Here is a 21,280-nt window from a genome sequence, read left to right as displayed (position 1 = left end):
TTCTATCGGCTGACCCATGCTAGTGCATGAAAGGGCGTCGCGCGATCGGCGCCTTTTCTCTTGTCCCGAGATGTTTGAAATGACCGTGCGCGCCACGCTGATTGGCTTTCTCGCAATCTTGATGTGGGCGCTATTGGCGCTCTTCTCGAGCCTGTCCGGCAGCGTTCCGCCCTTCCTTCTCTGCGCATTCTCTTTCTCCATCGCAACCGTTATCGGATTGGTCGCGACACGGCGGGCTTCAGCCACGACTCCCGCCAAGGTCCCCGCCATGGCTTGGGTGATCGGCGTCGGTGGTCTGTTTGGCTACCACTTCTTTTACTTTTCGGCAGTCCGCAACGCGCCCGTCGTTGAAGCCAATCTCATCAACTATCTCTGGCCGCTACTAATCGTTTTTGGCTCTGCGCTCATGCCCGGCGGGGGGCTGAAATGGCACCATATCGCCGGCGCGCTGCTTGGTTTGGCGGGTACTGTCTTGATCGTTTCGCAGGGCGGGCGTTTCGCTTTCGACCCCCAATTTGCGTTTGGATACGGCATCGCCGTTCTCGCCGCGATCACATGGGCGGCCTATTCGCTCCTCTCGCGTCGCTATGCTGCCGTGCCCACCCGGATGGTCACTTGGTATTGCGCTGCTGCCGCTGTCCTCTCACTGGTCTGCCATCTCACACTCGAAGAAACGGTCATGCCGAGCGGAACTGTCGAATGGCTTGCGGTGATCGGCATGGGATTGATGCCAGTGGGCGGCGCATTTTTCGTGTGGGACTATGGCGTTAAACACGGCAACATCCAGGTTCTCGGCGCCGCCAGCTATGCCGCGCCGCTTCTCTCGACCCTGCTTCTCATCGTCTTTGGCATCAGCACACTAACTGTGCCTATCGCGCTAGCCTGCATCCTGATCACCGGCGGCGCAGTCCTTGCCAGCAAGGACATGATCGGACGACGCAAACCACCCATAGCGGCGCCCGTCCCCGATCCACTGGACAGCCAGAGAATGAACGGCTAAACCGGCACCGATCAACCGGACCGGCGTCGGTCCGATACCCAGCGGGTGGGTGGCAGAGTGGTTGATTGCACCGGTCTTGAAAACCGGCGGGCGTGAGAGCGTCTCGGGAGTTCGAATCTCCTCCCACCCGCCATCTTTTTCGCCACCACCGCGAATGTGCGTTCAGCACCCGAAGGGCACGCTGAGGTTAACCACGAATTTCATTTGACGCTTGCAATGACCCGTGCTCTCATTCGAGCGAGCCTGGCACGTGCCTGGAACGCCCACGTGATCGACGCAATGCGCGCATCGATCACGGTTCCCGCAAACGCCCAGGTTCCGTCATGTCAGGCCATCCTGCCCCCATCTTGCACCGTCTTCGGATAGCGTGGATGTGGTTTTTCCTCGGTCCGCTCATCATCATTCTCGGCACGGTCGACGTGCTAACCAATGGCCGCAGCCGAAACTGGCCATTGGGCGAGCAGCCACGCGACGAAGAACCGGAATAGGGCTACGCCGCCCACCAGGCGTCGATCGCCAGAACGCCGTAGTGTCAGCCCGGTCCATTGCAGAAATGCATCACTCGGCGCCATTGACGCATGATTGCCTTTTCGTGACCAGCGCGACTTGAGACATTGTTGGCGCGTCGTGGTAATAAACGCGGCAGTCGCAAGGACTTGGCAGGGAGAGTGGCAGAAGAGCTGATGACCGATCCGGACGATCCCCATATCGAGATTTCCGGCTCCGGGACCACGCTCGTTGCACGCTTGTCGGGCGCATGGACGACGCGCTGGGCGCGCGAGATGCAAAAGCGCGTCGACGACGCCTTCGCGCGCCACCCAAAACCCCAAGCCGTGCAATTCGATCTCGCGGGCGTTTCTTCCATCGATACGGTCGGGGCGCTGATGCTTGCGCAGCGCCGCACGGCGTATGGCTCTGACGTCGAAACCTCGATCACCGGCGCAACGCCCTCACAGGCGGCATTGCTCGGGCACGTCAACACCCTCGAAGTCCATTCCGCCGAGCCGCGCAAGCGCCTACCGTCATTGGTGCGCCCGTTCGATGCCCTCGGCCATATGACCGCTAACGCGGTTTCCGACCTCGTATCCATCCATGCGGTGCTGGGACGAACGCTCGCCGCGGCCGGCGCAACGCTGACCTTCCGCGCCCCGTTCCGATTCGCGGCCCTGGTCAATCAGTTCGACCTGATCGCTCTTCGCGCGGTGCCCATTGTCGTTCTGATCTCAGTCGTCGTCGGCGCGATTGTCACCCAGCAATCGATCCTTCAGCTCAACAATTTCGGCGTCGCGATTTACGTGGTGGATCTCGCCGCCATCCTGATGCTGCGCGAAGTGGGCCTGTTGCTCGCCGCCATCATGATCGCCGGTCGCTCAGGATCCGCCATCACCGCCGAACTCGGCTCGATGCGGATGCGCGAAGAACTCGATGCGCTTTCGGTCATGGGCGTCGATCCTTATCAGGCCCTGATCCTGCCGCGCATGGTAGCGCTTCTGATTGGCCTGCCATTCCTGGCCTTTATCGGCGCTCTATCCGGCCTCGCCGGCGCCGCGATCGTCGCGCTCATCTATGGCGGCATACCGCTCGATATCTTTCTCGACAGGTTGCAGGGCGCGCTTAATCTCCGGACCCTCATGGTTGGGTTGATAAAGGCACCCGTCATGGCGATCATCATCGGGCTCGTCGCCACCAATGAAGGCTTCAAGGTCGCAGGCAGCGCCGAATCGCTTGGACGTCACACGACAGCATCCGTCGTCCGGGCCATCTTTCTCGTCATAGTCGCCGATGGCGTTTTCGCCATGTTCTTTGCAGCGATCGGTTTTTGATCATGATCGATGCAACTACGCCCGATCCCATCATCTCGATCCGCGACCTCGTTGTGGGCTTTGACGGCCGCAACGTCATCGACGGGTTCAGCCTCGATGTCCGCCGCGGCGAAGTATTGGGCGTCATCGGCCCATCGGGTTCCGGCAAGTCAGTGACGCTGCGGACGGTCATCGGCTTGCTGCCAAAGCGCTCAGGCACGATCGAGGTTCTGGGCCGCGAATATTCGGCACTGCCCCGTAAGCAGCGCGTGGAAATCGAGCGTCGCTGGGGCGTCCTCTTCCAGCAAGGTGCGCTGTTTTCTGCGCTTACCGTGCTCGAAAACGTCGAGTTTCCCCTGCGTGAACACCTCGACATGCCGAGAAAACTGCGCCGCGACATCGCAAGGTTCAAGATCGATCTGGTAGGTCTGCCGGTGGGCGCGGAAAATCTTTATCCCTCCGAGCTCTCGGGCGGCATGATCAAAAGGGCCGCTCTGGCGCGCGCGCTCTCGCTCGATCCCGACATCGTCTTTCTGGACGAACCGACGGCCGGCCTTGATCCCATCGGTGCCGCGCGGTTCGATGAACTTGTCTTGAGCCTCAAAGACGCGCTCGGCCTTACCGTCTATATGGTGACCCACGACCTCGACAGTCTCGTCACGGTCTGCGACCGTATAGCGGCTCTGGGGAGTGGCAAATTGCTCGAAGTCGGGACGCTGGCTGAACTGATGAATTCTGACGACCCCTGGCTGCAAGATTATTTCCACGGTCCGCGCGCCCGGCACCTCGAGAAAAGTTGAACGCAATGGAAAACAAAGCAAACTATGCCATTGTAGGCGCGTTCGTGACCCTCGTCGTCGTCGGGTTTATGGGCTTCATCTACTGGTTCTCCATCGCCGACAGCGTGCGCGAACGCGCAGCGTATCGCATCGTTTTTGACGGCGCGGTGACTGGCCTTGGGGCAGGGACCAACGTTCTCTTCAACGGTATTCGGGTGGGCACCGTGGAAGCGGTTTCGATCAACCCCGATGATCCCAGCCAGGTTCTGGCACGCATTGGCGTTGAAGCCGACGCACCGGTCATGAACGACACGCGCGCGATCCTCGAAGTTCAGGGGCTGACCGGCATCGCCAACATTCAATTGCTCGGCGGGTCGCTCGAAGCTGGACGCCTCGTTCCGCCCGAGGGGCAGACCATGGCGACGATGCAAGGCGAAGCGTCCGACTTCCAGCTCATTATGGAGGGCGCGAGGGACATCATCGCCAGCGCCGAATCAACCTTTGCCCGCATCGAGACCTTCTTCGCCTCCAACGAGGATAGCCTTGCATCGACCCTCAACAATATCGACCAACTCTCCAGCGGCCTCGCCAATCTGGTGCAAGGAGCAGGGGATGGCTCGGATTTCGACGCTATCGTCACCAATGTCCGCGGCACGCTCGAAAGTGTGACCAACACGTTCAGCGAGCTGGAAATGCTGGTCGCCAGCAATCGCGAGAGCCTGACGACGACGATCGCAAACGCCGAAACCTTCTCGAACGCGCTGGCTGCGAACTCGGATGGGATTAACGGCTTCCTGTCGTCGATGACGCGTACGGCCGACCAGATCGGTCCGCTGTCTGACGAATTGCGACTTCTGACCGGGGAGGTGCGCGCCATCGTCGCTGCCGTACCCGCTGACGACGTGCGTATGACCATTGCCGACATCGGTGCCTTTGCGCAGACCCTTGCGCAGAACACCGAGAACATCGAGGGTTTCTTTACCGATGCGCGTGCGCTGGCCAGCAATTTGTCCGGCGTGTCGGACGGGCTGCAAGGTACGCTCGAACTCTTCGATCGGGCGTCGGCTGCGATCGATCCGCAAGTGATCGGTCGCGCCATGGAAAACATCGATTCCTTCTCGGCTGCGTTGGGCAGCAATGCAGAGAACGTCGACAGAATTCTCGCCAACACGCGCGATTTCACCGAAACGCTGGGAACGGCCACCGAGCGTGTCGACACCATCATCGCCCGCGTCGACGAAATGGTAACCACCGAAGACGGACGTATGCTGTTTGAGGAAATCGGTGCGACGGCAACATCGCTTCGCCAGTTGATCGATCGCGTCGATGGCATGGTGGCATCCGATGACGGGCAGAACCTCTTCGCCGATTTCAGCGCTGCCGCCAATTCTATCCGCGATCTTTCCGAGCGCCTGAATGCCATGGCGTCGTCCGAAGAGGGCGCCGCCCTCATTGCCAATATCGGGTCGGCGGCAAATTCGGTCGAAAGCCTTGCAAACGCGTTGGACGAGCGCACCGCCGCCATTTCGAATGGTATTACGACCTTCACCAATAACGGTCTGGGCGCCTACACGACGCTTGCCAATGAGGCCGTGCGGAGCCTTCAGCTCTTCAATCGCGTTATGAACCAGATCGAGAGCAATCCCCAGTCGCTTGTATTTGGCGGCGAGACAGTGCGTGATTTCGCTCCGTGACCGATTTTACGGCCCGCTGGCTGACAGTAGAGGATGAGATATGACTGCGAAATTCGGCCGGCGTACATTTCTATCGTTTTCGGCAATAGGCCTCACTTCGGCTCTGGCGGGGTGCGTAAGCCTCGGTGCCTCGGCCCCGGTTACCTATGACCTGACCCCCGGCGCGCCACAATCTGTTGCCCGCAGATCGACCCGCATGGTCGTCGTGCGCGAGCCATCGACGATCGCCACCTATGACAGCCAGCGCATCGTGGTCCGCCAGCCCGGCGGCATTCTGAGCTATCTGCAGGACTCTCAATGGTCCGACCGCCTGCCACTGCTCGTGCAGACGCGCATGTTGCAAGCCTTTCGCGATGCCGGCGTGACAAATATCGGCAAGCCCACCGATCCCGTGGCGCTCGACATCATCCTCTCCACCGACATACGCGCGTTCGAGCTCGACACCACCGACGGAACAGCGCTGGCGCGCGTAGCGCTCGCCATCCAGCTCGTCGATGACCGCTCGCGCAGGGTCATGGCAAGCGAGGAGTTTTCGGCAGATGTCGGCTCCACCTCGCTCAACCAGGTGGTGGTCGTCGGGGCGCTTAATACCGCACTTGATAACGTGCTCCGCCAGGTCGTCGCATGGACGGCGGCACGCGCCTAGGCCGTCGCCGATGCGGCTAAGATCGGGCGAGATGTCCTATACCTAGGCCGGAAGTCGTAAGGCATTTCACCACATTGGCTCTGGCCAAACCGGGGTTGAAAATGCCATGGTGCGCTCCCAATTATCATACTTATTCATGACCGCCGGTGCAGGCGGGTGATTTTACCACACAGATGACGAGGACAGGCGATGACGTTCACACCGCACGGCAAGCACTTGATTGCGGGCACTTGGATTGCTGGGGAGAAAACGTTCAGCTCTGAACCCGCTTCCGGCCCTTCGCATGAGTTTGCCGTGGGCACGGTTGAGCTGGTCGATCGCGCGGCCAAGGCCGCCGAAGAGGCGTTCTGGTCCTATGGTTATTCCTCCCGCGCCGACCGCGCCAAATTTCTCAACCTTATTGCCGACGAGATCGAGGCCCGCGCCGAAGCGATCACCGAAATCGGCACTCAGGAAACCGGACTGCCCGAAGCCCGCCTCAATGGCGAACGCGGTCGGACGACCGGCCAGCTCAGGTTCTTTGCATCGCATATCGAAGCTGGAACCTATCTTGACGTTCGTCACGATGAAGCACTTCCCGACCGGCAGCCGGCCCCGCGTCCTGATCTGAAAATGGTCCAGCGCCCCATTGGCCCAGTGGCCGTATTTGGCGCCTCCAACTTCCCGCTCGCCTTCTCGACAGCGGGTGGCGATACCGCCGCGGCGCTTGCAGCGGGTTGTCCCGTTGTCGTCAAGGGCCACTCTGCCCATCCGGGCACGGGCGAGATCGTCGCCGAAGCGATCAATGCAGCGCGCGAAAAGCTCGGCCTTCACCCCGGCGTTTTCTCGCTGATCCAGGGCGGCAATCGCGATGTTGGTTCTGCGCTCGTCCAGCACCCCGACATCAAGGCTGTAGGCTTCACCGGTTCGCTCGGTGGGGGCAGGGCGCTGTTCGATCTTTGCGCAGCACGCCCAGAGCCCATCCCGTTCTTTGGCGAACTCGGTTCGGTCAACCCCATGTTCGTTCTGCCCGAAGCCACAAGGGCCCGCGGCGAAGCCTTGGGCAAGGGTTGGGCAGGCTCGCTCACCATGGGTGCGGGCCAGTTCTGCACCAATCCCGGTATTGCAGTCGTGATCGACAGCCCCGACGCCGATACTTTCGTGTCCGCTGCCAAGGCCGCGCTATCCGAGGTTGGTCCCCAGACCATGCTGACTGACGGCATCGCCAAGGCGTACCGCGACGGGCGTGATCGTATCGCCGGCTCGTCAGGCGTCGAGGAACTTCTGACCTCGAACAGCGAGATGCGCAACGCTACGCCTTATCTCTTCGAGACCACTGGCGAAACATGGCTGGCCAACCACGAACTCGGCGAAGAGGTTTTCGGCCCACTCGGGCTCGTTGTTCGCGTCACATCCGAAGACGAAATGCAGACCATCGCCAAAAGCCTCGTGGGTCAGCTGACCTGCACCATCCACCTTGACGACGGCGACACGGCAATCGGACAGTCCTTGATGCCGATCCTTGAGCGCAAGGCAGGCCGCATCCTGGCCAACGGCTTCCCGACCGGCGTAGAAGTCGCCGATGCAATGGTCCATGGTGGCCCTTATCCCGCCTCGACCAATTTCGGCCATACCTCGGTCGGCACGCTGTCCATTCGCCGCTTCCTGCGTCCGGTCAGCTACCAGAACATCCCCGACGCACTGCTGCCCCAAGATCTGCGCAACTGATCGTCGCTAACAACTGAAATGAAAAGCCCCGCCATCGAGCGGGGCTTTTTTTAGTCCTCCTGCCAGTCCGAAGAACGATGCCTCAGCCAGGTCTCTTCCCATGTCTTCGCCAAATGGCTGCGTCGCTTGCCGAACCGTTCGCCGGTCAGTTCAGCCGCGTTGATACGGTCGGTCCGAAAATGCCGAAAGTCCTGCCTTAGCGTGCACCAAGCGGCCACAATCTGCTTATTTTCATAGTATCCTAGCTATAGCGGCCAGATGGCACGCCGCGACATCGATCCCACTTCGTCTTGATACTCGATCTCCAGTGCGCGTTCCGTCCGCATGGCTTCCCGAACGAGACTCATAAGCGGTAGCGCGCGCTCTTGCCCGCCGATCAACACCGGCCACAGCCCGGTATCGGCGATCTTGTCGCGCAAATCGTCCGGTGATGCCGTCGCGATTTTGCCGAGAGCATTGCGCGCCGCCCGCGACAGCTCGACATCTGGCTGCGCCTCGACCCACCTGGCGCCAAGCACCAGCGCCTCGAGCTCCTCGACCGAAAACATCAGCGGAGGGAGAAAAAAGCCCGGTCGCAGCATATAGCCCATGCCGGCCTCGCCATCGATCGGCGCACCGAGCCCGATCAACGTCTTGATGTCGCGATAGAGCGTGCGCACTGATACGCCCTGGTCTTCCGCAAGCTGCGCGGCGGTCACCGGGCGTCGGTGGCGGCGCAGGGCGTCCATGATGGCAAACAGGCGTTCGGTCTTGTCCATGGGCTGAAATCTTAAGCGAATCCGGGGTCTGCGATGATTGCATTATAGGGGGCGGCCCTCTATTGTCCGGCAAAATTTTGGACAATTCGGGTACCCTGATGAGTGAAGATTCCTTCCTGCGCGAAGTCGAAGAAGAGCTGCGCAGCGATAAGCTGAAAGCCTTCTGGCGGCGGTTCGCCCCGTTCGTAATCGGTGGCGCCCTGCTCATCGTCGTGCTGGTCGGGGCCAATGAGGTCTGGAAGTGGTGGCGCACCTCGACCGCTGCTACTGCATCCGACCAATACTACGCCGCCGTTGCGCTCGTGGAATCGGGTGACCTGGATGCCGCGACCGCCGCTCTCTCCGAGCTCGAAGCCGATGGCCCAGAGGGCTACGCAACGCTCGCGCGCTTCCATCAGGCCCGCGTGCTCTCGGCGGCAGGCGATGCGGAAGGCGCGATTGCTGCTTATGATGCTTTGGCCGCAGGTCTCGATCAACCGCGCCTGCGCGAACTCGCCTATGTGCTCGCCGGCTATCTCGCCGTTGACCACCTCGATGTCGCCGCCGTCGAAACGCGTGTCGGCTCGCTGACCGGAGAAGACAGCGCGCTCCGCAACAGCGCACGCGAGGCCCTCGGCCTCGCTCACTATAAAGCCGGCAACGTCGATGATGCTCGCGCTCTGTTCGAACAGATGGCATCCGATCCGCTGGCCGGCCAGGACATGCAGTTGCGTGCCTTTGTCTATCTCGAACAGCTGGCTTCCACCGGCGTGGAAGTCAGCGAAGACATCCTCGATCCCGATTCTGCCGCCGAGGCCGCTCTGGAATCGCTCGATCTTGAAGCGCTTGATCTAGAAGGTCTTGATACACCAGTCGTTCCGGCCGCCGAGTAAGAGATGACAACCAACGTAACCGTTGCCATCGTCGGTCGCCCCAATGTCGGAAAATCCACGCTGTTCAACAGGCTCGTGGGCAAGAAGCTCGCGATCGTCGATGATACCCCAGGCGTCACGCGCGACCGGCGCGAAGGTTTGGGCCGCATTGGCGACCTGACCTTCACGCTCGTCGACACGGCCGGCTACGAAGACGCCAACGACAACAGTCTTGAAGCGCGTATGCGCCAGCAGACCGAGATCGCCATCGCAGACGCCGATGTCATCTTGTTCATGTTCGACGCCCGCGCCGGTCTGACGCCGACCGACGAACATTTTGCCCGTCTTTTGCGCCGCGCGTCCAAGGATATTCATGTCGTCGGCAACAAGGCGGAGGGCAGGGCGGCCGAGCCGGGTCTGCTCGAGGCGTTCAACCTCGGCTTTGGCGAACCCATCCCATTGTCGGCGGAACATGGCCTTGGCCTCGCCGACCTCTATACGGTGATCTCGCAGGCCGTCGATCGCATCGATGCAGAAAAGGACGAAGCTGCGGCCGCTGCCGAGGCTGAATTCGATTTCGACATGGTGCAAAAGCCCGCCGTCGATGTCGACGTCAACGAGGATGAGGGCGAAGACCAGACCGGGGATACGGCTCCCATGCGCTGGGATCCAAATCGCTATCTCAATGTCGCCATCGTGGGGCGCCCCAATGCCGGCAAGTCGACGCTCATCAATCGCATGGTCGGCGAAGACCGCCTCTTGGTCGGCCCCGAGGCCGGTATCACACGCGACTCGATCATGGTGCCGTGGGAATGGCAGGGTCGCGTCATCAACCTCGTCGATACCGCGGGTATTCGCCGCAAATCCCGCGTGCAGGCCAAGCTTGAGAAGCTCTCGGTCGCCGACAGCCTGCGCTCGATCCAGTATGCCGAGGTCGTGGTTCTTCTGCTCGATGCCACCATTCCGTTCGAAAAGCAGGATCTGGCGCTCGCCGATCTGGTCGAACGCGAAGGCCGCGCCATGGTCATCGCCATCAACAAATGGGATCTGATCGAAGACAAGAACGCCAAGCTCATGGAGCTGCGCGAAGAGTGCCAGCGCCTGCTGCCTCAGTTGCGCGGCATTCCACTCGTCACGATGTCGGGCCTTCAGGGGCGCAATATCGATAAGCTGATGAAGGCGATCTTTGAGATCGAACGTGTCTGGAACGTCAAGATCAGGACCGCCAAACTCAATCGCTGGCTGTTTGCCATGACCGAGCATCACCCGCCCCCGGCGGTTTCGGGACGTCGCCTCAAGCTGCGCTACATGACCCAGGCCAAGACCCGCCCGCCCAGCTTCATCGTCTTCGCCTCGCGGCCCGATGCGCTGCCCAAGGCGTATCAGCGCTACATCGTCAACGGCATCCGCCAGGACTTTAATCTCCCCGGGACACCGATCCGCCTCTGGGTTCGCGGCGGCAAGAACCCGTATGTGGATGACGACAAGAAATAAGAGAGGCGTTTGAGCGCTGGCCTTATGCGATTGAGTCGCGTCCGGCGCTCATCCAACGCGGATAAATCAGAGCGGTTCTTCACCCTTGAGAACATCGACCCGCATGCCGGTCTTCTCGTATGCCGGCGAAACGAGGTCGACCATTTTCGGCGCAACATCGTCGGGCGACGGCAGGCTCTGCGGATCTTCACCCGGCATCGCCTTGGCCCGCATCGCCGTGCGGACCTGGCCGGGATAAAACACGTTTACCTTGACCTCAGTGATGGCCATTTCGCCCGCATAGGCTTTGACCATCGCATCGAGCGCGGCCTTGGAAGCCGCGTAAAGCCCCCAATAGGGCTTCGCCGACAACGCTGCCCCGGACGAGACGAAAACCGCACGCCCGGCGTCGGATTGGCGCAAAAGCAGATCGAATGACCGGATCAGCCGATAATTGGCGGCGACGTTCACGGCGAACACGCTACCGAAATCCTTGGGCTGAATATGGGGCAGGGGCGACAGTACCCCAAGCGCCCCGGCGTTTCCGATCAGCCCGTCCAACTGCCCCCAGCGCTCGAATATCGCGGCGCCGAGCCGATCGATGGCCTCGCCATCGGTCAGATCCATCGGCACCAGCGTTGCCGACGACCCCATGGATTGGATTTCGTCATCAAGGTCTTCAAGCCCGCCGACTGTACGCGCCACGGCGACCACGTGCGCGCCACGTAGCGCGGCATTCTTGGCCGCTGCATAGCCCAGCCCCCGCGAAGCGCCGGTCACCAGTACCACGCGGCCGGCAAGATCCTTGGTATCTGTCATACTAGACGGCTTCCCTCAGCATGGAGATCTGCTTGGGATCGCTCGTGTCGCGCCCTTCGAGATCGGTAAGCGGCGTCGGATAGTCGCCGGTAAAATAGTGATCGGTAAACTGCGGCGCCCTTGGGTCACGCTTGGCGCCGCCCACGGCCAGGTACAGCCCGTCGATCGAGAGGAACTCAAGCGAATCTGCGCCGATATAGCGGCACATGTCCTCGAGCGTCGCATACTGATTGGCCAGCAGCTTTTCAGGATCCGGCGTGTCGATGCCGTAATAGTCCGAATGATAGATCATCGGGCTGGCGACGCGGATATGCACTTCTTTAGCGCCCGCGTCGCGGATCATCTGCACGATCTTGAGCGAGGTGGTCCCGCGTACGATCGAATCGTCGACGAGAACGACCCGTTTTCCAGCGATCACCGCGCGGTTGGCCGAATGCTTGAGCTTTACACCAAGCGCACGGATCGACTGCGTCGGCTCGATGAACGTCCGGCCCACATAGTGATTGCGGATGATCCCGTATTCGAACGGAATACCCGACTCCTGCGCATAACCAAGCGCCGCAGGTGTGCCGCCATCAGGCACCGGCACGATCACGTCAGCCTCCACAGGCGCTTCCTTGGCGAGGTTGATACCCATGTTCTTGCGCGACTGATAGACAGAACGGCCCGAAACCACGGAATCCGGCCGCGCAAAATAGACGTATTCGAACAGGCAAACGCGTTCGGGCTTCTGCTTGAATGGCTTGAAGCTGTCGATGCTGATCGAGCCATCCTTTTGCATCTCGCAGACGATGATTTCGCCGTTTTCGACATCGCGCACGAATTTCGCGCCGATGATATCGAGCGCGCAGCTCTCCGATGCAAAGATCGGCTTACCGTCGAGATCGCCAAGTACAAGGGGCCGAATACCATTGGTGTCACGCGCACCGATCAGCTTGGTGCGGGTCATCGCAACCATCGCGTACGCGCCCTCGATCGCGCCGAGCGCATCGATCAGCCGTTGGGCCGATCCGGTCCGCTGCGAGCGCGCAATCAGGTGCAGTACGACTTCGGTGTCTGACGTAGATTGGCAAATCGCGCCCTGGGCGATCAGCCGCTTGCGCAGAGAAAGCCCATTGGTGAGGTTGCCATTATGCGCGATCGCGATACCGCCGACTTCGAGTTCGGCGAACAAAGGCTGCACGTTACGCAGCACGGTTTCACCGGTCGTCGAATAGCGCACATGGCCCATGGCGATATTGCCGGGCAGCCGCCCGAGGGTCTGTGCATCGGTAAAATGATCGCCGACAAGGCCGAGATGACGTTCTGAACTGAACCGCTTGCCATCGAATGAAACGATCCCGGCAGCTTCCTGGCCACGATGCTGAAGAGCATGGAGTCCAAGTGCGGTGAGTGCCGCTGCGTCGGGGTGACCCAGAATGCCAAACACGCCGCACTCTTCGCGCAGCGTGTCGCCATCCATTTCAAGAGCCAATCCGGAGAGATGATCGCCTGTGGGTGCGCCAGTCGTGCTCAATATGTCCACCATGAGTGCGAGGACGTGTCATGGGCAAACCAGCCAGCCGCAGCCATGAAACGTCAATGCCCGGTTGTTAAAGCGGGGGCTTACGCCTCCGCTCGTTTCAAGTCAACACGGCCACGATAGGCCAGGCGATAATCACCGCAAGGTGAACGCCGATTACGCACCCGGTGCGGGCGGAACAGCCTCGGGCACCTCGGTTGCAGGAACCGGCGGCGCTTCAGGCGTCTCGGGTGCAACCGAAGCATCGCCCATTTCCTCGACCGGACCGCCGCCCTGAAGCAGATCGTTGACCTGCTCTTCAAGGTTTTCCGGCAGCAACGAGATCAGGCCATCGCCCATCGAGCGGAGCGTCGGCAGAGACTGTGCCTCGCCATACCACAAGAGGTTGGGTGGGTTCTCGCCAATCAGCCAGTCGGCAAAAATTACGACGACCACGGCAATCAGAATGCCGCGCAGCGCGCCGAAAACGAATCCGAGCGTCCGATCGAGCGGCCCCAGCTTACTGTCGGTGATGAAGTCGCCGATCTTCATGGTCAGAAGATGCAGGAGGATCAGCGCCAGAAGGAAGCTTACGACCACTGTCGCGATGTTCGCCCACAGCGGATCGGCAACGAATTCCTGCGCGATCTGGGGCTGATAAAAGAACATATACGCCGCAAAGGCAGCCGCGCCCGCCCATGTCACGAGCGATAGCACTTCGCGCGTCAAACCGCGCGCTGTTGCCAGCAATGCGGAAATCAGAACGAGGATACCGACGGCGATGTCGAAGGCGGTCAGCATGAGGCAGTCTCTCCAGCAGGCCCTGTTTGGGCTCGTTTAGCGGTTAAATGTGGCAAAGCCAAGCGATTGCTTGGGATTTCCAGCACTTACACTGATGACCGCCGAGCGCTTCAACCGCAATGGCCGTCAGTCGATATCGTTCCCTTGTCCCCCGCTTCCATTCGCTGCAATTCGCCCCACAAGCTCGGCAAGAGCAGAAAACTCATTGAGCGCCACGCCATCCGTTCGGTCGGTGGCATTGAGCTTTGCCGTGTGCACCGAGCCAAACCCGAGCTTTGCCGCCTCGCGCACCCGCAGATTGGCATGAACCACGGGCCGTATTCCGCCCGAAAGGCTCACCTCGCCGAAATAGACGGCATCGGAGGGCAGGGGGGAATTGGTGAGCGACGATATGAGCGCCGCCGCTACCGCCAGATCGGCCGCCGGCTCGTTGACTTTCAGCCCGCCCGCCACGTTGAGATAAATGTCATTGGCCCCAATCCGCACCCCACATCGCGTCTCGAGCACGGCCAGAACCATCGAAAGCCGTGACGAATCCCATCCCACGACCGCGCGCCGCGGTGTGCCGAGGGGGGAAGGGGCCACAAGAGCCTGGATTTCCACCAGCACGGGCCGTGTGCCTTCGACGCCTGCGAAAACCGCAGAGCCAGCCGCACCGGAATCGCGCTGATCGAGAAACAAGGCTGAGGGGTTGGGCACTTCGCGCAGACCCGAACCCACCATCTCGAAAACGCCAATCTCGTCGGTCGCGCCGTAGCGATTCTTGACCCCGCGCAGGATGCGATACGTCAGCGACGTGTCGCCCTCGAAATAAAGCACCGCGTCGACCATATGCTCGACGACGCGCGGCCCGGCGATCTGCCCATCCTTGGTGACGTGCCCCACCAACACCACAGCCGAACCCGATTTCTTGGCAAACCGTGTCAGCGCCTGCGCACTGGTCCGCACCTGCGTCACAGTACCCGGCGCCGAATCGATCCGCTCGGTCCAGCACGTCTGGATGGAATCGATAATCACGAGATCAGGCGCCTTGCCCTTCTCGATTGTCGCGAGGATCGTCTCCACATGGGTTTCGCTGGCGAGTTCGACCGGCGCGTCGGCAACGCCCAGTCGTGTCGCGCGCAGACGCACCTGAGCGATGGCCTCTTCGCCCGAAATATAGACCACTCGCTTGCCCTGCCGCGCCAAAGCAGCTGCGCCCTGAAGCAACAGCGTCGATTTCCCGATGCCCGGATCGCCGCCCACCAATACGGCAGACCCGATGACGAACCCGCCACCGAGCACACGATCTAACTCGCCATTCCCCGTGGCGATGCGCGCTGCCTCTTCGCTTTCGCCCGACAGCGGCACCAGTTCGACCGGGCGACCAGACGCGATAGCTGCCTTAGGCCCGGCACCAACACCGGAAGAGGCGGCCTCTTCAACGATGGAGTTCCACTCGCCGCACGCCTCGCAACGCCCGGCCCAGCGCGGCGTAACATTACCGCATGATTGACAGACATAGGTGGATTTCAGTTTGGCCAAGCTTGCCCCGCTACAGTCATGGTCCCGCGACGGTAACAGCCTGCAATCACATTACGCAAGAACAAAATAAGAACAATCAGGTGATGTCGAGCCCTTCGGGCACGTTAACATAAGAGCGCGAAAACCGCCCATTGAGGGTCGTCAGGATTTCATATCCGATGGTCCGCGCCGCGTCGGCCACATCGTCTATGCCGAGATTGGGGCCAAGCACCTCAACGACGTCGCCGGGCTGCACCAGCCCCTCTACGTCGGTGATATCGATGGCCGTCATGTCCATCGATACGCGTCCGAGGACGGGCGCAAATGTACCGTTGATCGCAACCTTGCCCCCAACTTGGCCGCCAATGCCAGACAGCGAGCGAAAGAACCCATCGGCATAGCCCAGCGCCATGATCGCCAGCCGCGTATCCCGTCTCAGCCGATAAGCGGCGCCATATCCGACCGTCTCGCCGATTCGCGCATCCTTGATCTGCAGAATGGGGACATGCATTGAGATCACTGGCGCCATCGGGTTTGGACGCCCATTGATGGCGCGCCCGCCATACATCGAGATGCCCGGCCTCACCATCTGATAGTGGTAGTCCTTGGACGCCATGAGCCCAGCCGAGTTGGCAAGGGAGGCCGGAATGTTGGGAAAGTGGGCCAGAATGCCCTGAAACAGCCCATTCTGCTTACGAGTCATTTCATGGCTCGGCTGATCCGCGCAGGCAAAATGACTCATGATCATCTGCGGCTCGAAGCCCGATTGATCCAGCTCGCGCTTGACCAGTTCGGCTTCCTTTTGCCGAAAGCCGACCCGATTGAACCCGGTATCGAAATGCAGGGCCGCCGGGATCGCTTTGTTCTGGCTAAGGCAGAAATCGAGCCACTCAGTCAATTGGCTCATCGACGCTAACACCGGCATCAGCCCGTGTGCGGCATAATCCTTGGCGGTACGCGGCACGAGCCCATCCAGCACGAAGATCAGCGATTTCGGCACGGCCTTGCGCAGCGCCACGCCTTCGTCAGGTGTCGCAACGAAGAAGAATTTTGCCCCCGCATGATAGAGGGCACGTCCAACGGCCTCGGCGCCCGTGCCATAGGCATCCGCCTTGAGCACGGCTCCGGTCAGCGCGTTTGCCGCGACCGTATCGAGCGCCTTCCAGTTTCGGACGATCGCCCCAAGGTCGACGGTGATTCCGCCCCCGAGAAATGTTGAAGTGCCGCTCATATCAGCCCTGCGATTCTGCGTTACCTTGGGGTAACGCGAAACCGATGGCCACCACAAGGCGCACGGGCACTACTCCTGCCGAGTGGGCAGGTAATCTTCGCGCGCGAGATTGGAAAAGCGGGTCAAATTGGCCTGGAAGTGCAGTTGCACGGTGCCTGTCGGGCCGTGGCGCTGCTTGGCAATGATCACTTCGGCACGGCCATGAACCTTTTCCATCTCCGCCTGCCACTCCAGGTGCTCCTGGGTGCCTTCCTTGGGCTCCTTGTTGCCGAGATAGTATTCCTCGCGATAAACGAAAAGCACGACGTCAGCGTCCTGCTCGATCGATCCCGATTCGCGAAGATCGGCGAGTTGAGGATGCTTGTCTTCACGGTTTTCCACCTGACGCGACAGCTGGGAAAGGGCGATGATTGGAACTTCGAGTTCCTTGGCGAGGGCCTTCAGCCCCGTCGTGATCTCGGTCAACTCCTGCACGCGGTTTTCGCCGGCCTTCTTGGACCCGGACAGCAGTTGCAGATAGTCGACGATCAGAAGATCGAGACCCTTCTGCCGCTTGAGCCGCCGCGCGCGCGCCGAAAGCTGCGCGATCGAGATGCCGCCCGTGTCGTCGATAAACAGCGGCACCTGCGCCATGACATTGGAGGTGTCGACAAGCTTGGCGTACTGGCTTTCATGAATGTTGCCGCGTCGAATATCGGACGATGAAATTTCCGACTGCTCGGCAAGAACACGCGTCGCGAGCTGTTCGGCACTCATTTCCAGCGAGAAAAACCCGACAACGCCGCCATTGACCGTCTTCATGTGCCCATCGGGCGTCGGCTCGGCCTTGTAGGCCTTGGCAACCGCAAAGGCGATATTGGTCGCGAGCGACGTCTTGCCCATGGCAGGACGCGCGGCGAGGATGATCAAGTCAGACCGCTGCAATCCGCCCATCAGCCGATCGAGATCGGTCAGGCCGGTCGCCGTGCCCGAAAGGGACCCATCGCGCGAATAGGCTTCGCCCGCCATGTTGATGGCTTCGATAAGCGCCTGATTGAACCCTTGAAAGCCGCCGTCGTAGCGGCCTTTTTCGGCAAGATCGAAAAGACGCTTCTCGGCCTCCTCGATTTGCTTTTGCGAGGAGGTCTCGACGTCCGCATTATAGGCGGTGTCCATAACCTCTTCACCGATCAGGATCAGATTGCGCCGGATCGCCAGATCGTAGATGGCCTGGCCATAATCCGAGGCATTGAGGACTGTCGTTGCTTCGGACGCGAGGCGAGCGAGGTATTGCGCCATGGTGACGCCCTCGAGAAGCTCATCCTGCAAATAGGTCTTGGCCGTGACCGGGGTTGCGGTCTTACCGGCCCGGATGATCTTGCCGCACACCTCGAAGATTTCGCGGTGAATCGGCTCGTAAAAGTGGATCGGCTCGAGAAAATCCGAAATGCGATAGAACGCTTCGTTGTTGACGAGAATCGCGCCCAGCAGAGCTTGCTCGGCCTCGATATTGTGCGGGGCCATCTTGTATTTCGGCTCGGCCTCGGTCGGAACGGGCGTCAGGCGCCGTGCGGCTTCCATCATGATCTCGCGGGTTCGGTGTTCACACTCTCTTAATGCAGCCAGCCCGCACGGCAATCACTTGGAGCGGGATTCAGGGGCAAGAATGGATGCATCCACAGTATCTGATTCGCGCCCTGTGAACTTCGTGAACAGTGGGGACAACGCAGGTCGCCTGACGGCAAATAAAAAAGGCCGGGCGCTGACGCCCGGCCTTCCGATTCGCTTGAGAGAGACGCTTATGCGTCCTGCTGGCGCTCGACTTCCGACGCTGCCGAAGCGGTTTCGCTGGCGTCGTACTCGTCTTCGTCCATGTCGGCGAGAGAGACGAACGCCTCTTCCTCGTCATTGTAATCCTTGCGGGCGAGGTTTTCGCCGGCAGCCTGACGCTCGGCTTCATCGGACGAACGCGCGACGTTGACCGTCACGGTGACCGAAACTTCGGCGTGCAGGTGCAGCGAAACTTCGTGCAGGCCAACGGTCTTGATCGGGCCTTCCAGATCGACCTGGTTGCGCTCGATCGAAGCGCCGTCTGCAAGCAGGGCGTCAGCGATATCGCGTGCCGAGACCGAACCATAGAGCTGGCCGGTTTCGCCGGCCTGACGCACCATGACGATGGTCTTGCCGTCGAGCGACGCCGCATTCTTTTCGGCCTCCGAACGACGCTCGGCGTTGCGAGCCTCGATCGTCTGGCGCTCGGATTCGAACTTGGAACGGTTGGAATCCGACGCGCGAAGCGCCTTGCCCTGGGGCAGAAGGAAGTTACGGGCAAACCCGTCCTTCACTGTGACTTCGTCGCCGATGGCGCCAAGACGGCCCACGCGCTCGAGAAGGATGACTTTCATTTCAAATTCTCCAATGCTGTCCCGCTCTCAAAGAGCGGTTAGAGCGCCCAAACCATTCGGGCGCCCAACTCAGCGGATTGCAAATCCGCTTACTTCACTGCGTAGGGCAGGAGGCCCAGAAAGCGCGAGCGCTTGATGGCACGAGCCAGTTCGCGCTGCTTCTTGGCCGAAACGGCCGTGATGCGCGACGGCACGATCTTGCCGCGTTCAGAAACGTAACGCTGCAGCAGGCGAACATCCTTGTAGTCGATGGTCGGTGCGTTAGCGCCCGAGAACGGACAGGTCTTGCGACGACGCTGGAAGGGGCGACGGGTCTGCGACTGGGTAAGATCACGAATAGCCATAACTCATCACTCCTTAGAAACGGCGCGGGCCGCGGGGACGATCGCCACCGGGACGGTCGTCACGGTCACGCTTCTGCATCATCACGGACGGGCCTTCTTCATGCTCGTCGACGCGGATGGTCATGAAACGCAGGACGTCTTCGTTGATACGCATCTGACGCTCCATCTCGGCAACGGCAGCAGCCGGCGCGTCGATGTTCATGAGCGTGTAGTGAGCCTTGCGGTTCTTGTTGATGCGGTACGAGAGCGACTTCACGCCCCAGTATTCCGAATTGGCAACCTTGCCGCCGTTTTCGGCGAGAAGGTCGGTATAGGTCTTGGTCAGATCTTCGACCTGCTGCGCGGACACGTCCTGGCGCGACAGGAAGATATGCTCGTAAAGGGGCATGGAATGCCTTTCTTTCATTTCGATAACGATCGGCATCGTCGGCGCGGAGCCTCCTTGCAGCCCTGGAAAGGCGACAAAGGTTCTACTAAGAAGCGGGAACACGGGAGGCCGGATCACATCTCTAACGATCCATTGTTCATTGTGTGTATGACACAATGAACAACCCTCCGTTCAGCCCCCGGCCAAACGAATGCTGGCGTGATCTATAGCGGATAGCCGCCCAATGCAAGGGTTTCCTTGGCCCGGAAGTCACTGAGGGTGTATCTTGCCCTTGCAGTGCCACCAGGCAAAGATGGAAATATATGACCGATCTTCCTAAACTCGGTCGCCCCGCCGCTAGCGCGCTGGCCCATGCTGGCATCGCCTCTCTCGAAGGTCTCGCCAAGCTCACGCGAAACCAGTTCCTCGCCCTTCATGGCGTCGGACCGAAATCTCTCCCCATTATAGAGGCAGCGATGGCAGAAGCCGGCCTCGACTTCGCACAGAAATAGACGCCTCAAAACTGGCCCTGCCTTGACTTGGCCCGGATTTCCGGGCAACCCGCCCAACCAAACCAGCCCGACGCGGCTTGCCAGCATTGGCGCGCCGACTGAAAGTGGGCACTGGACCAATGAGCGCGCGAGGACATTGATGACCAAACCGGCATTTACTTTCCCCGGACAGGGCAGCCAGGCGGTCGGTATGGGCCAGGAATTGGCTCAAGCCTACCCGGAAGCCCGCGCGGTCTTTGCCGAAGTCGACGACGCTCTTGGCGTCGCGCTCTCCAAGATCATGTTCGAGGGGCCCGACGACATTCTCCGTCTCACTGAAAATGCCCAACCCGCCCTCATGGCATCGTCGATTGCCGTGATCCGTGTTCTCGAAAGCCACGGCGTCACCGTTGCCGATGCCGCCAGCTTCGTCGCCGGCCATTCGCTCGGCGAATATTCAGCCCTTTGTGCTGCCGGCACATTCTCGCTCGCAGACACCGCGCGCCTTTTGCAAGTTCGCGGTCGCGCCATGCAGCAAGCTGTGCCGGTCGGGCAGGGCGCCATGGCGGCGCTGCTCGGCCTCGACATGGACGTCGTAAAAGAAATTGCCGCGACGGCAGCTCAGGGTGGTGTCTGCGATGTCGCCAATGACAACTCACCCGGTCAGGTTGTTGTGTCCGGCGACGCCGCTGCCGTGGACCGCGCCATCGAGCTGGCCAAGGAAAAAGGCGCTAAGCGTGCGCTGACGCTGCCGGTCAGCGCGCCTTTCCATTGCGCCCTCATGCAGCCCGCGGCGGAGGCCATGCGCGCCGCACTCGCCGAAGTCGAAATGAATACCCCGGTCGTGCCGCTCGTCGCCAACGTCCTCGCCTCACCGATCAACGATCCCGAAGAGATCCGCCGCCGCCTCGTCGAACAGGTGACCGGAATGGTTCGCTGGACCGAGTCGGTGACCTGGCTCACAACCGAGGGCGGCGTGACAGACCTCTACGAGATCGGAACAGGCAAAGTCCTCACCGGCCTCGCCAAGCGGGTCAATAAGGATGTCTCCGCGCAGTCCATTTCGACGCCGGCCGATATCGAAGCCTTCATCGCCGCCCGCGGCGCTTAACAAACATAAGGATCAGCC

Annotated in this window: 21 protein-coding genes and 1 tRNA gene; 11 read left to right on the top strand and 11 right to left on the bottom strand. The window is 60.8% G+C overall.

Annotation, left to right across the window (positions count from 1 at the left end):
• Window positions 1-79 precede the first annotated feature (79 nt).
• The 7 genes from yddG (at window position 80) to BLR31_RS10440 (ending at window position 7,628) form a co-directional block, all read left to right on the top strand.
• A complete protein-coding gene (yddG, locus tag BLR31_RS10470) occupies window positions 80-1,000 on the top strand; it encodes an aromatic amino acid exporter YddG (RefSeq protein ID WP_090596206.1) in 921 nt (306 codons plus the stop codon).
• A gap of 43 nt (window positions 1,001-1,043) precedes the next feature.
• A tRNA-Ser gene (locus BLR31_RS10465) sits at window positions 1,044-1,133 on the top strand.
• Window positions 1,134-1,683: 550 nt separating this feature from the next.
• Window positions 1,684-2,823, top strand: a complete 1,140-nt coding sequence (locus BLR31_RS10460) for an MlaE family ABC transporter permease (RefSeq protein WP_090595828.1) — start codon at window positions 1,684-1,686, stop codon at window positions 2,821-2,823.
• Window positions 2,824-2,825: 2 nt separating this feature from the next.
• Complete coding sequence (locus tag BLR31_RS10455; protein WP_090595826.1) at window positions 2,826-3,602, top strand: ABC transporter ATP-binding protein; 777 nt, start codon at window positions 2,826-2,828, stop codon at window positions 3,600-3,602.
• Between the two features lie 5 nt (window positions 3,603-3,607).
• Window positions 3,608-5,275: an MlaD family protein gene (locus tag BLR31_RS10450; protein ID WP_143009371.1), complete on the top strand. Its 1,668-nt coding sequence runs from the start codon at window positions 3,608-3,610 to the stop codon at window positions 5,273-5,275.
• A 40-nt stretch (window positions 5,276-5,315) separates the two neighbouring features.
• The gene (locus BLR31_RS10445) at window positions 5,316-5,921 is read left to right on the top strand and encodes an ABC-type transport auxiliary lipoprotein family protein (protein ID WP_090595820.1); all 606 of its coding nucleotides are present in this window, start codon (window positions 5,316-5,318) and stop codon (window positions 5,919-5,921) included.
• A 189-nt stretch (window positions 5,922-6,110) separates the two neighbouring features.
• Entirely contained in the window at window positions 6,111-7,628 is a 1,518-nt protein-coding gene (locus BLR31_RS10440) for an aldehyde dehydrogenase (NADP(+)) (RefSeq protein WP_090595818.1), read from the top strand.
• Window positions 7,629-7,678: 50 nt separating this feature from the next.
• Here BLR31_RS10440 and BLR31_RS22220 read toward each other — a convergent pair whose 3' ends face one another.
• Window positions 7,679-7,846, bottom strand: a complete 168-nt coding sequence (locus tag BLR31_RS22220; protein ID WP_483145417.1) for a WYL domain-containing protein — start codon at window positions 7,844-7,846, stop codon at window positions 7,679-7,681.
• Window positions 7,847-7,873: 27 nt separating this feature from the next.
• On the bottom strand, window positions 7,874-8,386 hold the full coding sequence (locus BLR31_RS10435) for a helix-turn-helix transcriptional regulator (protein ID WP_342027588.1): 513 nt from the start codon (window positions 8,384-8,386) through the stop codon (window positions 7,874-7,876).
• A 98-nt stretch (window positions 8,387-8,484) separates the two neighbouring features.
• On the opposite strand from BLR31_RS10435, the gene BLR31_RS10430 reads away from it, so the two are divergent.
• Together BLR31_RS10430 and der are read left to right on the top strand one after the other, a co-directional pair.
• On the top strand, window positions 8,485-9,258 hold the full coding sequence (locus tag BLR31_RS10430) for a tetratricopeptide repeat protein (protein WP_090595815.1): 774 nt from the start codon (window positions 8,485-8,487) through the stop codon (window positions 9,256-9,258).
• Window positions 9,259-9,261: 3 nt separating this feature from the next.
• Complete coding sequence (gene der / locus BLR31_RS10425) at window positions 9,262-10,731, top strand: ribosome biogenesis GTPase Der (RefSeq protein ID WP_090595812.1); 1,470 nt, start codon at window positions 9,262-9,264, stop codon at window positions 10,729-10,731.
• 66 nt (window positions 10,732-10,797) lie between these two features.
• Here der and BLR31_RS10420 read toward each other — a convergent pair whose 3' ends face one another.
• The 9 genes from BLR31_RS10420 to rpsF all read right to left on the bottom strand — a co-directional run bounded on the left by BLR31_RS10420 (window position 10,798) and on the right by rpsF (window position 19,681).
• Window positions 10,798-11,529: an SDR family NAD(P)-dependent oxidoreductase gene (locus BLR31_RS10420; RefSeq protein ID WP_090595810.1), complete on the bottom strand. Its 732-nt coding sequence runs from the start codon at window positions 11,527-11,529 to the stop codon at window positions 10,798-10,800.
• Window position 11,530: 1 nt separating this feature from the next.
• Window positions 11,531-12,991, bottom strand: coding sequence for an amidophosphoribosyltransferase (gene purF / locus BLR31_RS10415; RefSeq protein ID WP_090596204.1), 1,461 nt, complete (start codon window positions 12,989-12,991; stop codon window positions 11,531-11,533).
• Window positions 12,992-13,207: 216 nt separating this feature from the next.
• Window positions 13,208-13,831: a CvpA family protein gene (locus BLR31_RS10410; protein WP_090595807.1), complete on the bottom strand. Its 624-nt coding sequence runs from the start codon at window positions 13,829-13,831 to the stop codon at window positions 13,208-13,210.
• A 126-nt stretch (window positions 13,832-13,957) separates the two neighbouring features.
• Window positions 13,958-15,355, bottom strand: a complete 1,398-nt coding sequence (gene radA / locus BLR31_RS10405; RefSeq protein ID WP_090595805.1) for a DNA repair protein RadA — start codon at window positions 15,353-15,355, stop codon at window positions 13,958-13,960.
• Window positions 15,356-15,431: 76 nt separating this feature from the next.
• Window positions 15,432-16,565: an alanine racemase gene (gene alr, locus BLR31_RS10400; protein ID WP_090595802.1), complete on the bottom strand. Its 1,134-nt coding sequence runs from the start codon at window positions 16,563-16,565 to the stop codon at window positions 15,432-15,434.
• Window positions 16,566-16,634: 69 nt separating this feature from the next.
• Window positions 16,635-18,125: a replicative DNA helicase gene (locus BLR31_RS10395; RefSeq protein ID WP_090596200.1), complete on the bottom strand. Its 1,491-nt coding sequence runs from the start codon at window positions 18,123-18,125 to the stop codon at window positions 16,635-16,637.
• A gap of 218 nt (window positions 18,126-18,343) precedes the next feature.
• A complete protein-coding gene (gene rplI, locus BLR31_RS10390) occupies window positions 18,344-18,949 on the bottom strand; it encodes a 50S ribosomal protein L9 (RefSeq protein ID WP_090595800.1) in 606 nt (201 codons plus the stop codon).
• Window positions 18,950-19,038: 89 nt separating this feature from the next.
• The gene (gene rpsR, locus BLR31_RS10385) at window positions 19,039-19,293 is read right to left on the bottom strand and encodes a 30S ribosomal protein S18 (protein ID WP_408636241.1); all 255 of its coding nucleotides are present in this window, start codon (window positions 19,291-19,293) and stop codon (window positions 19,039-19,041) included.
• Between the two features lie 13 nt (window positions 19,294-19,306).
• Entirely contained in the window at window positions 19,307-19,681 is a 375-nt protein-coding gene (rpsF, locus tag BLR31_RS10380) for a 30S ribosomal protein S6 (RefSeq protein WP_090596194.1), read from the bottom strand.
• Between the two features lie 302 nt (window positions 19,682-19,983).
• Here rpsF and BLR31_RS10375 point away from each other — a divergent pair, with 302 nt between their 5' ends.
• Window positions 19,984-20,172, top strand: coding sequence for a helix-hairpin-helix domain-containing protein (locus BLR31_RS10375; protein WP_090595797.1), 189 nt, complete (start codon window positions 19,984-19,986; stop codon window positions 20,170-20,172).
• A gap of 139 nt (window positions 20,173-20,311) precedes the next feature.
• Window positions 20,312-21,262 (top strand): ACP S-malonyltransferase, encoded by a 951-nt coding sequence (gene fabD, locus BLR31_RS10370; RefSeq protein ID WP_090596191.1) that lies wholly within the window; start codon window positions 20,312-20,314, stop codon window positions 21,260-21,262.
• Window positions 21,263-21,280 lie beyond the last annotated feature (18 nt).

This window comes from Pelagibacterium luteolum, from assembly GCF_900100665.1.
Taxonomy (GTDB): domain Bacteria; phylum Pseudomonadota; class Alphaproteobacteria; order Rhizobiales; family Devosiaceae; genus Pelagibacterium; species Pelagibacterium luteolum.
The sequence above is the reverse complement of the archived record's forward strand: the minus strand, read 5'-3'. Positions and strand labels throughout refer to the sequence as shown.

Bases quoted from the DNA above. Each gene is read 5' to 3' on its own strand.
- rpsF (WP_090596194.1), bottom strand. From the start codon at position 19,681: ATGCCCCTTTACGAGCATATCTTCCTGTCGCGCCAGGACGTGTCCGCG.
- BLR31_RS10450 (WP_143009371.1), top strand. From the start codon at position 3,608: ATGGAAAACAAAGCAAACTATGCCATTGTAGGCGCGTTCGTGACCCTC.
- BLR31_RS10460 (WP_090595828.1), top strand. From the start codon at position 1,684: ATGACCGATCCGGACGATCCCCATATCGAGATTTCCGGCTCCGGGACC.
- yddG (WP_090596206.1), top strand. From the start codon at position 80: ATGACCGTGCGCGCCACGCTGATTGGCTTTCTCGCAATCTTGATGTGG.
- rpsR (WP_408636241.1), bottom strand. From the start codon at position 19,293: ATGGCTATTCGTGATCTTACCCAGTCGCAGACCCGTCGCCCCTTCCAG.
- alr (WP_090595802.1), bottom strand. From the start codon at position 16,565: ATGAGCGGCACTTCAACATTTCTCGGGGGCGGAATCACCGTCGACCTT.
- BLR31_RS10395 (WP_090596200.1), bottom strand. From the start codon at position 18,125: ATGGAAGCCGCACGGCGCCTGACGCCCGTTCCGACCGAGGCCGAGCCG.
- BLR31_RS10410 (WP_090595807.1), bottom strand. From the start codon at position 13,831: ATGCTGACCGCCTTCGACATCGCCGTCGGTATCCTCGTTCTGATTTCC.
- BLR31_RS10440 (WP_090595818.1), top strand. From the start codon at position 6,111: ATGACGTTCACACCGCACGGCAAGCACTTGATTGCGGGCACTTGGATT.
- BLR31_RS10420 (WP_090595810.1), bottom strand. From the start codon at position 11,529: ATGACAGATACCAAGGATCTTGCCGGCCGCGTGGTACTGGTGACCGGC.
- purF (WP_090596204.1), bottom strand. From the start codon at position 12,991: ATGGATGGCGACACGCTGCGCGAAGAGTGCGGCGTGTTTGGCATTCTG.
- rplI (WP_090595800.1), bottom strand. From the start codon at position 18,949: ATGAAAGTCATCCTTCTCGAGCGCGTGGGCCGTCTTGGCGCCATCGGC.
- fabD (WP_090596191.1), top strand. From the start codon at position 20,312: ATGACCAAACCGGCATTTACTTTCCCCGGACAGGGCAGCCAGGCGGTC.
- BLR31_RS10375 (WP_090595797.1), top strand. From the start codon at position 19,984: ATGACCGATCTTCCTAAACTCGGTCGCCCCGCCGCTAGCGCGCTGGCC.
- BLR31_RS10455 (WP_090595826.1), top strand. From the start codon at position 2,826: ATGATCGATGCAACTACGCCCGATCCCATCATCTCGATCCGCGACCTC.
- der (WP_090595812.1), top strand. From the start codon at position 9,262: ATGACAACCAACGTAACCGTTGCCATCGTCGGTCGCCCCAATGTCGGA.
- BLR31_RS10430 (WP_090595815.1), top strand. From the start codon at position 8,485: ATGAGTGAAGATTCCTTCCTGCGCGAAGTCGAAGAAGAGCTGCGCAGC.
- BLR31_RS10445 (WP_090595820.1), top strand. From the start codon at position 5,316: ATGACTGCGAAATTCGGCCGGCGTACATTTCTATCGTTTTCGGCAATA.
- BLR31_RS10435 (WP_342027588.1), bottom strand. From the start codon at position 8,386: ATGGACAAGACCGAACGCCTGTTTGCCATCATGGACGCCCTGCGCCGC.